Origin of the sequence: Mycobacterium sp. smrl_JER01, assembly GCF_048513595.2 — a bacterium.
GTDB lineage: Bacteria > Actinomycetota > Actinomycetes > Mycobacteriales > Mycobacteriaceae > Mycobacterium.
The window spans coordinates 17,500-29,791 of the sequence record NZ_JBLXXK020000005.1; the positions used below are offsets into that span (position 1 = coordinate 17,500).

Genomic DNA, 12,292 nt, shown 5'->3' on the forward strand with positions numbered 1-12,292 from the left:
ATAGCCGACGCAGCGACTCACACACCAACGGAGACAAGGACACTCACGACAATGCGAACCGACCAAGCCACGTCACTACTGACCTTTGAAATCGAGGGGCCGGGATATCCCGGCGGCTACTACACCCCGGCCGAGGAATGGGTGCGAGCAGAGCACGCCGCACGGTGGCTCGCGCTGGCACTTTATGACTTCGGCGCCATTAGAGGTGACCGTGAGGCTGAAACGAAGCGAAAGGCGCAGGAGTTTGCGCCGCTGATCGAGCAGGTGAGCACGACCCATTCCTGGGTTGAGGGTGGCCACACGGTCACCGTGATCCGCATGGATGCCGCAGCGAGCGACCCCACCAATATGGGGACCATGGACGTTCGCCGACGGATTCGTCAGCGACAACGAGATCTGACCAGCGCAGCCGCCGCAGAAAAGGGTGCCGGCAATGGCTAGTAATGCGATCACGCGCGGGTTGGACCAAGCAGAACGCTGGACGCAGCGCTGGCTCTCTACCCGCATCGGAATGCTCGTTTTCGTCGCGATCGTTACGGCATGGGCGATTACGTATGCCGGCACGCTCAAAGGCAACTGGAGTCCAGCGCTCATGATCGCCGCGACGCTGATCGTGATGGCGTTGGGGTGGATAGCCTTCGTGCGGCGCATCTGGCGCTCCACGCGGTGGACGCCCGAACCGCACGAACGTCGATCGTAGGTTCGCACCGCCAGGCTCCCGCATGATCAAACCCATAGCCGAAGACTCGTCGCGCCCGATGGGCGAGCTGATTGAGGACTTCGACGTGATCGCTGACCAACTAATCCCCTACAGCCAGCTCCCACCACGCCTGGCCACCTACAGCGAGGTATATCCCTACTGGCGCGATATCGGTGCGCACACGTCGAAACGCCTTACCGCACAACCAGGCATCGGCCTCAGCGCACTGACCGCGATCACCGACACCGCCCGCCGCGCCATTCGTAGCACAACAGCAAGCCACCCAGACACCGCCGCCGGTGCCGCCGCCAAGCTACTCGACCAGCTCGACACCGAGACCCGCACCATCCTCACTACCCGAGTCCTCCCACTGGACCCCACACCCACCGCCCAGGTGGCAGCGATGCTCGGCTGCGCCAAAGCCAGCGTGTCGCGCGGGACCCGCCGCGCCGAACGCAAACTCGCCGGCCTGCTTGCCCACCCCGAACACGAGGCCCTGCACCGTCACGCCCAGCGGATCGCGCAGCGACTCGGCCCCTACCTACCGGCCCAGGTGGCCGCCGCTGAACTCGCCCAGACCGGTCAGACACTGACCTGTGACACCGCAGCGTTACTGCTGCATACCGCCGGTCCCTACCGTCGCCACCTGCACTGGCTCGAAAACACCGGAACACGCGGCCGCGAACACATCGACACCACCGCCGAACACGCCCTGACCGCGGGTGCGGGAGCACTGCGGACAACCGAACTGACTGCCCTCCTGGCGGCCGCGGGGATGCACCCTGACGCGATCGAGGGCTACCTCACCCAGACCTACCACCACAGCACCATCGCGGGCCAACGCATCACCCACACCGCCGCAACCACAGCCACGATGGCGGCCGCGGTCCTGCACGCCCACCAACGGCCACTGACCCTCGAAGAGGTGCGCGCCGATATCGGCCTTCCTGTCTCACCCGGCACGGTCGCCACCGCGCTCTCAGACCGCAAGGAGATCGCACGGGCCAGCCGCACCACCTGGGCGCTGCGTGCATGGAAGCTGCCCGAGTACACCAGCATCAACGATGCCATCGCCAGCTACATCGATGACCATGGCGGTCGCGTCCGCACCACTGAGCTGCTCAACGACCTCCAAGCCACCTACCCCGACATCAGCGCACGATCGCTGCGCACCTACCTCGCCACACCCCGATACATCACCCGAGATGGCCACAGCCGACGGCGCACCGACGCCGACCCCGCCCCGGCCAGCAGACCCCTCAACCAGGCCCGGGGTGTGTATCGCACCAACACCCAGGTCATCCGGCTATCCCTCCCGGTCACCCCGGAACTGCAACGCGGATCCGGACGCAGCATTGCCGTGGCCCTCGCTCGGGCCGCGCACATCACCCTCGGCGGCCAGCAGAGCTTCACCAATCCCGACCACAGCCCTATCACCGTCACCTGGGTCACCAACGCGAGCAACAACGCACGCCTCGGCTCGCTGCGCACGCACGCCCAACAGCTCAACGCCGCTGTCGGGGACACACTGATCATCGCCTTCAACACGCACCGCCGCACGTACACGATCGCCACACTCGACACGAGAGCACCGGCCACCGAACAACTCGCCCAACTCACCGGCCGCGATACACGAGACCCGCACGCTGCCCTGACCGCCGCACTGGACAACCCGCAGTCAAACCCCGAGGACATCCTTCGTCGGCGCGGCGACACGGACGTGGCCGACCTCCTCAAGCGAGCATGCGTGGAAGCTGGCACTCACGCCCACCGAATCGAGCCCTCATGAGACCTACCTCTGACGACGCGCCCACAGCACCACTTCCCGAACTCACCGGGTTCTTCACCTGGTCTGCCGCCGATGACCCACACCCGTATCCGCCGCCGGCCACCGACCTGGCTGCCAGCGGTGCCGCCCGCAGCGAATCCGTCAGCTCCCAGACATCAGACCTGGGCGCAAGCGTCGACCAGCGGGTCGCGATCACACCGATCCGACGACCACCGCGTGTGCAGCGCCCCCTGGTGATCCTGTGGTCGATCTTCGCCGTTGTCGCGACCATCGCGGTCGTGCTGTGGGTGATCCTGCTGTGGCCCTCACCAGACCCGCCGGAGGCCACGAACACCCCGGAAGCCGCTCCTGACACCACGACAGCCGCAGCGGAACTGCTGCGCCGCAACCTGCCACCTGGATATCGACCATCGGACTGCACTGCGACCACTGAGTCGCCAACGGCCCTCGCTGGCGTGCGCTGCGGGCCACACCCCGCCATCGCTGAGGCAACGACCGCGTACTACACGCTCTATGACGCCGCCGCAGACCTCGATGCCGCATTCGCCGACGTCATCGCCTCCACCACCGCAAGGGTGTGCCCAGGGGCTGACGGCGGCTACCAGTCCCCGGGTGCGTGGCGCCGCAATGCCAGCCCCGAAATCGTCGCCGGAACCCTGCTATGCGGTACCAACCAGGCCAGCCAGCCGATGGTCGCCTGGACCACCACATCGACGCTCATCCTCGGAACAATCCGAGCCGACACACCCCAGACGCCAACCCTGGAACAGCTCTATACCTGGTGGTCGAATCACTCCTGACCAGCGGCAGCGTTACCTCAGACCCGAGCTGTCACCCCGTGTCGCGTCGTCCAGCAGTCCACACCCCAGGTAACCGACCTGCGCGGCGTTGAACACCCCTGACTCGCCCACAACAGGGTCGAGCACCGCCGCAGCGTGCACCGCAAGGTTCTCAATCCCGGACTGCAGAACCTGATTACTGGCCGCTGGAGTCACCACCAGTGCGCTCACGCGCAACGAACTCCCATCCTCGGACAAGAGGGCTTCACTGATATGGCCCCGCTCCGTGGATTCGTCCAGCCTGCACCATATCTCGGCCGCTACTCGGCACAACCAAAACCGACCCGGCAGATCCGAGCGCAACCGTCCGGCCACCGACAGCTCCAGCGGTAGCCGCGCGGCAATATCAGTATGGGGAAATCCCCTCAAACTATGAAGCACCACGGCCACGCTTGTGAGCATACCTCCTGCAACCGTCAGCAGAAGTGGCGTCAGCGCAAACGGATCGGACCACGCCGAGTTTCCGGCTCTGCCCGTGGAAGTGGTATCGAAAGAGTGTTCCCACACCACTATTAACCGACTACCCTAATTCCTATGAGTACATCGGATGTAGCTTCCCTGCAATTGATTTCACCTGAACAAGCCGATGACTGGGCAGGTTTTCGGCTCACGTCAGACCAGCTCGAACGCCTTTCCGCAGCGATCCCCCATTCATCGATACCTGATGCCATAGCAACGATCTTCGAAGGATTCGATATCAGTGACAACGATGCAGCCTGCCGCGACCCGTTCGATGAAGGGTGTCGCGAATCCCTTGATGACGGGCAGGGCTGGGCCGGGTGCTGCGGGGGATGCGCAGACCGCATGGAGGGGTTACACAGCGAGGGCGAGTGGGGCGATGACTGCCAGCCCTCCGAGGACCACCGCCGGTGTATCACGTGCCGCTGAAGGCCCCAAGATCCCCGTGCCCGACAGAACGTACTAGGAGAGAACATGATTGACCGCCCTGCCCAGCCCGTGGAGTCCGTCGTGAGGAACAGTCACCATGGCCTCATGACCGCACTCTCTGCCGCCGGCCGCGCACTTGCTGCACTCCTGGGCGCAGCCGCGATCCTGCTCGCCGGATGCCACAGCCCATCATCGTGGACGGCGCACACTGCCACTACCGCCACCTATCCACCGATGCCGGCCACAGCTGGGATCGACGGCCCTTTTCCAGTGGTACGTGTCATCGACGGTGATACCATCGTGGTCGAAATCGACGGTACGCCAACGACTATCCGTTTGATCGGTGTCGACACGCCTGAGCTCGTTGATCCGCGCAAGCCGGTTCAGTGTTTCTCGCGTGAGGCATCCGACTACACCAAGGCGATGCTCACCGGCCAGTCGGTCTACCTCGAATACGATCCCAGCCAGGACCGCATCGACCGCTACGGCCGCGGCCTGGCGTATGTCTGGACGACCGCCGGGCAACTGGTCAATCTGGACCTCATCGCCGGCGGCTACGCCAACGAGTACACCTTCAACACACCGCACCGCTACCAGGCAGAATTCCAGGCCGCCGAGTTCGCCGCCGCCGACGAGGCCCGCGGCTTGTGGTCACCTGAGACCTGCCCCGCCTAGCTCTCACCAACATGACAACGGAGGCCTATAGCCATCCGCGTTGTGGTAGGCTATAGCAATCCGTATAGCTACGGCTTTTCGCTACCACCACAGCATTCCGAGGAAAGGACTGCACGCCATGGAGACTCAGCCGGCCCCGGCCGAACACACGGATGCCCGCCGCGCCCGCATCCGCGCCAGCCAGCTCGACGCGTTCGAAAGGTCGCTGCGAGACCACCTGGAAAACCCGCCCGAGACGTGGACCGTAGCCAAGAAGTCCGACCGCTGCTGGGCCATAGTCGACGTGCACGGGACGCCACGAACTGCCACCCGCTACACCACGAAACGTGCAGCCATCGAGGCCCACGGCGACCGCCAGCATGACCGGCAATGGCAGGACCGCACGCACTGGTATCTCGGAGAGGCCGACGCCCGGTCCAGGCCGCTGGAGCCCGACGAGACAGCCATCGTTGACCGGGTGATCTCCGAGACCAGCCCTGATCTCGAATGGGTCGATCGCAACGGCCTGGCCTGCCGCGCCGAAATAACGTGCGCTGGCACGGCGGCAATCCACCAATTTGACGAGCACGGATTCGATGTCTGGGGCTACGACCGTGACGGTCGATACTCACCAGCGTATGACCGAGCGCCGTTGCAAGCCAGCCCATTCCCGGTCCGTGACGACACGATGCCCGCTGTAGAACCCGCCAGTCAAGGATAAGTGAGCACCGTGACTCACCCGCGCCCGTTGGTAGCCTTTCACCCACCACCGCGAGTACGCTATCGGCAAGAAGTCGCGGTGGTGATACCGCACATGAAAGGACCGCCGCCCATGTCCCCGACCAAGGCCGTGACCACCACCGCTGAGGAACGCAAGCGCGCCGGTCTAGCCGCCCGTGAGCTGCAAGCGCAGGCCGACCGCGCGCTGCTGGCACGCATCATGCCGGTCGTCGGCCGCAACATCGCCCAGCGCCGCGAGACCCTGGGCTTGTCTCAACGCGCCCTCAGCGACCAGGCCAGCGTCGACCGTATCTTCCTGCGCGGCGTGGAAGCCGGCGAACGCACACCCACCGTCGTCTTTCTGGCCAAGATCGCGCCCCCATTGCAGACCACCGTCGCTGCGCTCACTAGAGGCATCGAGCAGGCCATGGCCACGCCAACCCAAGACTCCTAACCCACCCGCTACTTCCAGGGAGGGCACCACCGCATGGACCCGTTCGACTCTCCCCCACCCGACCGAAACGCCCAGTCACCCACCACCCCAGCCCCCTACGTAGCGGCCGTCCGACCGTTCCACGCCGTCAGCGCCGACGATCAACACCCCGTCGCACGCGTACGCCTCACCAACGGTCTGACCTACCTGAGCTGGCACCACGTGCGACACGACGACCTGGCCGCTGTCACCCACCGCCCGGCAACCTACTGGCTCCACATCGACCGCCACGCCCACGACGTGGTAACGCGTATCCGCACCCTCAGCGCCACTGGAGCGCTGCCACAGATCGCCTGCTTCACCGAGCTGCGCCATCACATCGACCCCAATGCCGGATGGACCCCGGAGATCGCCGCGCTCCCACCCGAGGACTGGACCGCTGTGCAACACCGCGTCACCGACATTCTGCGCAGCAACTAACCACCACCACGACTTCGTAGGATCTGAATTCCCCGCTCGCCGCTACTACGCCGCTGCGCCATTATCTCCGGTCAGTTTCAAACAGGGGGATAGCAGTGCGCCCGCGATCTCTGGCCGACGGGGGACTCGACCCGCGCAGGCACACTGCTACCTGCTCAGAATAGCGAAGGGCTATTGACGTTAGCCCATATACGATCAAATCCTTTGCGCTGCTTATCCTCTACCACGGCGGGGGCAACCACCCGGAAATGCTCGCAACCCGGCCCAGCGGGTAGATGATGACGGACGATGCGGTCAGCCCCCACCACCCTCTGCCCTGGGCTGTCCGCAAGGTATGCGTCCATGGCGCCCTCAGGCCCAGTAGCGAGCCTGCGGACAGACCGTGCCGTTACACCCCGCCGACCGTCCATGCCCGCCGGTGTGACACGACGGACGTCGTACACTGCGAAACCCGACTCGGCGAAGACCCGCCGAAACTCGTCTTCAACCGAGGTCAAGCCCGCCTCCCGGACCATCTGCGCCACACTGCTACCCGCCACCAACGTCTGACGTTCGTTGAGCCGCCGAGCTGTCGCTTCGAGGAGCATCGCCCGCGCCCCGGCCACCGGCTCCCGACGGTACCGCTCCACCATCCCGGCGCGCCCACGTGCACTCGTCAGGGCGAAAACACAGTACGAGCAGCACGACTTTTCCCAAGCCACACCAAGGTTCGCGAACACGTAGTCATGACAGGCTTGTCGGTCAAAGCCAGCCTCTATCAACGGATACCAACCGGTGCGCTGCGTGGTGTTGTACCGGCGGTCCTTTTCAGCCCGACCCTGCTCACCCAATTCGAACCCAATGACATGCCGATACGGTTGCCCTGCCGTAAGTTTGGCAATCACCGGGTCCAAAGCCCACCCTTTGGCATGCATGCTGCACTTCCGCGCTCCACCGAGCTGTGGCAGCGTGCCTGCAGATAGCATCTCGTCCGATAACCGGTAAGCGCCCTCCGCGTACAGTTTCTGCGGATACGTCGAGTCATCCAGCACGACAACACCTTCGCCACCCGCCGTCGTAACCCGCTGACCCCGGGCGCACTGGACGTAGCGAACGCCAAACTCTCGGAACAGCGGAAGCATCAGTGACTCCACCGCAACCGCAGTAGAGCTGAACTCGTCTCCCACCATCGCCGTGACCACCACCATGTCCTCCACGGCGAAGTCGCGGGTCGAGGGTTCCCGCAGCCACCGCAACAGCAGGCACGTTGAATCTAGGCCGAGGCCGTAGGACACCACCACCGAAGGTGGGCGCGAACCGTGTAGGCCGGATAGTTCCAATTCTGGTGTGGCACAGACATTCATTCGTAGACTAACTCTCCGTGAGGGTGTCTATAGACTACCATTGCTGATAGGCTATAGACCACCGTCACTTATGACGGTGAGCCCAATCTCCGACACGAGAGGTGATGCCCCGCATGAACTCCAGCGCTACTACCGACTCCCCGATCGCCTACAGCCTCAACGAGGACCACTGCGACGTACCTATCGCTTACACGCTCACGCCGGCGGGCATGGGGGCGGCGACCCATGCCGCTGCTGGGCTCACTTCTGGAAGGTAGGCCGGGCTCAGGATCGCCTCGATACCCCGCCCACCCCAGGGTGGACTGTCTCGCAGAACCTGCACTCCCACGTTTTCCGTTGACGCAACCCATCGAACGAAAGAAACTACAATGCCTCTCATGAGCCAGCTCCAGCGCCGACCGGTGACCTACACCCCAGAGGAAGCATCATCTCTGGCCATCGCCGCCGCCGGCCTCGCCGGGTTCCCCGACAGCGACTCTGTGCGCGACCTCCTGGCCCGCATGGACCGCGGTGAACTCAACGAAGATCAAGCTGCCGCTGAGGTCGTCGCCCGCTTCACACAGCCGGGATTCAGTGACAGGTGACGTCCTACGACACGTGGGATAGCTACTTCTGGCCTGACGCGCCAGGCGTACTCAAGAACAAATTCGGCATCAAGAACTACCCCGACCTAGCGGTTGCCGAAGCGCATGCCGTCGCGCCCCGCATGCGCGGCATCATCCTCGATGACGCCTCCGCGCTACCCGAGACCATCGACCTCGATTACTACCGCCGCGTGCACTACCGCATCTTCCAGGACGTGTATGCATGGGCCGGAACCACGCGAGTTGTTCCGGAGAACGCTATGGCAAAGCAGTGGCGCGATGTCGTCAATTTCGCCCCCGACGACCGGTCCGCCCCATGGGTCACCTACCGCTACCCAGCGGGGCGTCTCGTGGACGAACAGGCCACAGCTGTATTTTCCCAACTCCAGCACGCATTGAGTGACCCCGCAAACCATGCCCCACAAGCGTTTATCCCGACGATCGCCCGGCACTGGGGACAACTCGATCAGGTCCATCCCTTTCGTGAAGGCAACACGCGCAGCCAAACCATGCTGATGGCCACCGTATGCCGCAAATACGGCTACGCCCTCGATGGCGTGCAGCTGCTCGCACGTCGAGAAGAGTTCATCGGCGCCCGCTACCACGGGCACAGCACCGGGCAGTACGGCCGCCTCACAGCGCTACTGCTGGACACCGTAGAACCTCGCTCAACAGAACAGGTCACTGACCAAGAACGCCGGTGGGCCCAGTCACTCGCCCCGCCCAGCCACGGGCTCAGCCTCTAGGTGTGTTGAAAACATCGCAGGTATCGGGTCAAAGGCCTAAGCCGTCGCGCACCGGGGACTGCGCTCTGCAGCGGCTAAGCCGGTTTTGTAAGTCAATAGCCCGTTGAGCGTTGGTGGACTCACCGTCCAGTTCGACCACTCTCGCCGGAGTTAGAAGGTGAGCACGTCGGATCAGCTCCTCAGCGGCTAGCTCGTCAATGAAATCGCATTCCGGCATGTAGTGCACAACAATGGTCGGCTCGGTGTCCCACAGTCTCTTGCAGAGGTCTGATACTGCCCACCAGTTTCCGGGGCTATAGTGCAGCTCCCCCGGATACCAGTAATTACAGAGCATTTGAACGAAAAGTCTGTCGTCCTTCGGGCTTGACGGGTGGTATTCGGCGTCGCGCTCCACCAGGTAGACATCATCTCTCAGAGCTTCCACGATTTGGTGGCCTTCACCCGAGGAGCCATCGACCGTCAGCACCCTGAGCACCCGATCCATATCGCGAACAGCGTCTAGGACCAGTAGCGCACCTGTACTCACCGTGGCTCCCTCCCATCCGCCTACCTCGTCCCCTCGCGCAATCCACCGCCGGAAAGCTCGCAGGTTCCGTCACCGGCTGCCAGGTGGACCTCCCACCGGGCCAAGTGTCGCACAGCGGCCCGACGCAGGGCGGCGGGATGATGCCCGGCCAGAGCTAGAAATCTAGTCCTGCACGCCAGTGGAGCGGCCACCGACTCCAGAATGCGAGTCACGGGCCGAGGTGGCGTCAGAGCCAGCAGGTTTCGGTTCCTCGCCGGTCGACGCACCGCCGGTGCGGACCGACCCCCTCGGGGTGTTGCTACTGCGATCACTACGACGCTCGATGCGGTTGCTGGTATTGCCAGCACGGTCGGCCGAGGACGCGTCGGATCTACGTGGTGAGACGCCGGCCTCGGCGTCCGGGAGGTCCTGCCGGTCGCGGCTTCTTTGCGTGGCTGCTGGTTTCGGTGTTGCGGCCGTGGACTCCTCTGGCTCAGATGTGGTGGTCGGCTTCTCGTCGTCGTCATCGGCAGTCTCGTTTGTCCGGTCCGCGATCTGATTGCCGTTGGTGGTGGTGGGCGCTGGCCCCTGGGCATCCTTAGCCGTGTCGGGGCTGTTCACCGGTTCGGCAGTCGCGGTGGGTTCGGGCACCGTGGTCTCGGGTGGGGTCTCCAGTGTGATCGTCGTGCTGTTGGCCGCCGGGGTGTCGGTGATCGCGGGAGACTGAATAGTCGTGGTGGATATCGCAGTTCCTCGCTGCTGTGAGCCGTTGGTCAATTCCAGTGCGGGCGGCGACGTGATCGGCTTGAGCCCGAACAGGCCGCGTACGCCGTTGTTGAGACCGTCCCCGACCTGGTTGACGAGCCTGTTGGTGTCGAGCATTGGCCCGTTGAGGTCCACACCGAGGTCTGTTGCCGCGCCCAACACATCATCGACCGCCCGGTTCAGCTGCGCGGTCGCATCATCGAGCGCTCTGGCGAGCGGCTGCATGGCAGCCTGCATGTCGTTCATCACCGGGTTGAGGGCGTCTCGTAGGTGCTCTAGAGCCTGCGAAAGTCCCTGTGCGACAGCCACACTTACTGCATTGCGATAGAGCAGATTGCCGATCTCGGAATTGCCGAAGACCGTGAACTCACCTTTGGCGGGGTCAAGAAGATTGGTCTGCAGACCGGTGATGACCGAGTTGAACACGGTTTGCGGAGTCTCCAGGCCCATCTGCCAACTGACCGGGTTCTGCCAAAACTTTGCCTGGGTTCCGGCCATGTCCCAGCCTCGGGTGAACGTGGCCACGCCGTCGGCGTCGGTGGTCATTGTGACGTCTTGATACCCCTGGGCGACCAGCTGAGTCAGCACATCGGCGAATGAGTCAGACAGCGTGGTGGAGAAGCCGAATCCTGGCAGGTAGCTCAGAGTGCGTGGGATGAACTGGATGGGTTCGAGCAGCGGCAACCGCCCCGAATCATAGGTGACGTAGAGGTTTCCGTCGGCGCCGACGTCGACGTGCAGCAAGCTCATCACGTCCAGCGTGTCGAGCAGCCCGCTGATGGTGCCAGCGCCCACGCTGCCGCCGGTGATGTCGCTGATCACGTTGAAGAACGCATCGACGTTAGGGGGAAGCAGGTAGGTCGGGGCAACCACGCCGACGCCGGTGTTGAGCCATGCCAGTGGATTGAGCAGAGTCGAGGGTGCATCGGAGATGATGTCGTAGGCGGCCCCGAAGTCCCACACCGTGACATTGCCGTCCATGACGGTGATGGGGATACCGAAGCCATTAGTGCTCTCGTGCGACGCGGTTCCGTCAGCGTTCGACAGGTTCAGCCCGACTGTGGAGGACAACGGGTTGAGTAGTGAGAGAATTCCGCCCCCGGTCCGCGAGGGGTTGCGCACCGCAATGGCAAGGATCGCGGTCTTGGCGAACGCTGGGTCGTTCAGCAGTGTCGGAGAGGCCAACGCAAAGTTGGTACCGCCCAAACCGATGGCGGGCACGATCGCCAGCTTGCCGGCGTCGGAGAAGAACGGACCATCCCAGGCCCCGGGCACATTCAACGGTAGTTCGCCGATGAGGGTTTCGAGGATGTCGGTGTCGATACCGGTCAGATCGCCCAGCAGTCCGATGATCACCGCGGCGGCATCTCCGGCGGCCAGCGCCGTTTTCACTGCTGACAGTGTGGCTTGGGTGGCGGTGGACCACTGCAACATGTTGATCTGGTCGATGGTCCCGGCCGGTCCCATCGGTGGGACGGCAATCTCGGGGATCGCGACGTTGCCCAGGATGGGCAGGTTGATGCCGGTTTGTAGGGCGGCGAGTAGGGCCGCCACGTCTTCCACGGCCCGCTTGAGGCCTTGCCCGGCGTCACCGGGGATGACCTGGGCCAGACCGGCGAGTCCGTTCATGAAGTCCTGTGCGGTACCCATACCCAGGCTGCGGAATGCCTGCGGAATTGGACCGATCGGGTACAGGCCGGTCGACGCGGCCAGGGTTACTTGCGCGTCGACCAGGCGTGGTGGGACGGGCGGTGCCGGAACGGCGGCCGCGGTGGTCAGTGCGGTGACTGTTGCCGCGGCGACGACGGTAGCGGCAAATCGAGATACGTTGGTCGACATCAGGTCT

Annotated in this window: 14 protein-coding genes; 10 read left to right on the forward strand and 4 right to left on the reverse strand. The window is 64.0% G+C overall.

Features of this window, described 5'->3' with window-relative positions; all coding sequences use genetic code 11:
- Positions 1-51 precede the first annotated feature (51 nt).
- The 4 genes from ACNUDN_RS31500 to ACNUDN_RS31515 are packed head-to-tail and all read left to right on the forward strand — an operon-like array spanning position 52 to position 3,289.
- Complete coding sequence (locus ACNUDN_RS31500) at positions 52-441, forward strand: hypothetical protein (RefSeq protein WP_419125655.1); 390 nt, start codon at positions 52-54, stop codon at positions 439-441.
- The gene (locus tag ACNUDN_RS31505) at positions 434-700 is read left to right on the forward strand and encodes a hypothetical protein (protein WP_419125656.1); all 267 of its coding nucleotides are present in this window, start codon (positions 434-436) and stop codon (positions 698-700) included. The genes ACNUDN_RS31500 and ACNUDN_RS31505 overlap by 8 nt, the downstream gene beginning before the upstream one ends.
- 22 nt (positions 701-722) lie before the next feature.
- Positions 723-2,489 carry a hypothetical protein gene (locus ACNUDN_RS31510; protein ID WP_419125657.1) on the forward strand — a complete coding sequence of 589 codons (1,767 nt, stop codon included), beginning with the start codon at positions 723-725 and terminating at the stop codon, positions 2,487-2,489.
- Entirely contained in the window at positions 2,486-3,289 is an 804-nt protein-coding gene (locus ACNUDN_RS31515) for a hypothetical protein (RefSeq protein WP_419125658.1), read from the forward strand. Before ACNUDN_RS31510 ends, ACNUDN_RS31515 begins: the two co-directional genes overlap by 4 nt.
- 12 nt (positions 3,290-3,301) lie before the next feature.
- On the opposite strand, the gene ACNUDN_RS31520 is transcribed toward ACNUDN_RS31515, so the two are convergent.
- Complete coding sequence (locus ACNUDN_RS31520) at positions 3,302-3,718, reverse strand: hypothetical protein (protein WP_419125659.1); 417 nt, start codon at positions 3,716-3,718, stop codon at positions 3,302-3,304.
- Positions 3,719-4,321: 603 nt separating this feature from the next.
- Between ACNUDN_RS31520 and ACNUDN_RS31525 the strand changes: the two genes are divergently transcribed.
- The 4 genes from ACNUDN_RS31525 to ACNUDN_RS31540 all read left to right on the forward strand — a co-directional run bounded on the left by ACNUDN_RS31525 (position 4,322) and on the right by ACNUDN_RS31540 (position 6,503).
- Entirely contained in the window at positions 4,322-4,891 is a 570-nt protein-coding gene (locus tag ACNUDN_RS31525; RefSeq protein ID WP_419125660.1) for a thermonuclease family protein, read from the forward strand.
- 118 nt (positions 4,892-5,009) lie between these two features.
- Positions 5,010-5,591, forward strand: a complete 582-nt coding sequence (locus tag ACNUDN_RS31530) for a hypothetical protein (RefSeq protein ID WP_419125661.1) — start codon at positions 5,010-5,012, stop codon at positions 5,589-5,591.
- A gap of 111 nt (positions 5,592-5,702) precedes the next feature.
- On the forward strand, positions 5,703-6,044 hold the full coding sequence (locus ACNUDN_RS31535) for a helix-turn-helix domain-containing protein (protein WP_419125662.1): 342 nt from the start codon (positions 5,703-5,705) through the stop codon (positions 6,042-6,044).
- Positions 6,045-6,077: 33 nt separating this feature from the next.
- Positions 6,078-6,503, forward strand: a complete 426-nt coding sequence (locus ACNUDN_RS31540; protein WP_419125663.1) for a hypothetical protein — start codon at positions 6,078-6,080, stop codon at positions 6,501-6,503.
- A 155-nt stretch (positions 6,504-6,658) separates the two neighbouring features.
- Here ACNUDN_RS31540 and ACNUDN_RS31545 read toward each other — a convergent pair whose 3' ends face one another.
- Positions 6,659-7,777: a hypothetical protein gene (locus tag ACNUDN_RS31545; RefSeq protein ID WP_419125664.1), complete on the reverse strand. Its 1,119-nt coding sequence runs from the start codon at positions 7,775-7,777 to the stop codon at positions 6,659-6,661.
- A 446-nt stretch (positions 7,778-8,223) separates the two neighbouring features.
- On the opposite strand from ACNUDN_RS31545, the gene ACNUDN_RS31550 reads away from it, so the two are divergent.
- Together ACNUDN_RS31550 and ACNUDN_RS31555 are read left to right on the forward strand one after the other, a co-directional pair.
- Positions 8,224-8,430 carry a hypothetical protein gene (locus tag ACNUDN_RS31550; RefSeq protein ID WP_260758477.1) on the forward strand — a complete coding sequence of 69 codons (207 nt, stop codon included), beginning with the start codon at positions 8,224-8,226 and terminating at the stop codon, positions 8,428-8,430.
- The gene (locus ACNUDN_RS31555; RefSeq protein WP_419125665.1) at positions 8,427-9,176 is read left to right on the forward strand and encodes a Fic/DOC family protein; all 750 of its coding nucleotides are present in this window, start codon (positions 8,427-8,429) and stop codon (positions 9,174-9,176) included. Before ACNUDN_RS31550 ends, ACNUDN_RS31555 begins: the two co-directional genes overlap by 4 nt.
- Before the next feature lie 28 nt (positions 9,177-9,204).
- Here ACNUDN_RS31555 and ACNUDN_RS31560 read toward each other — a convergent pair whose 3' ends face one another.
- Positions 9,205-9,702 (reverse strand): hypothetical protein, encoded by a 498-nt coding sequence (locus ACNUDN_RS31560; protein ID WP_419125666.1) that lies wholly within the window; start codon positions 9,700-9,702, stop codon positions 9,205-9,207.
- 162 nt (positions 9,703-9,864) lie between these two features.
- Complete coding sequence (locus ACNUDN_RS31565) at positions 9,865-12,285, reverse strand: hypothetical protein (protein ID WP_419125667.1); 2,421 nt, start codon at positions 12,283-12,285, stop codon at positions 9,865-9,867.
- Positions 12,286-12,292: the final 7 nt, after the last annotated feature.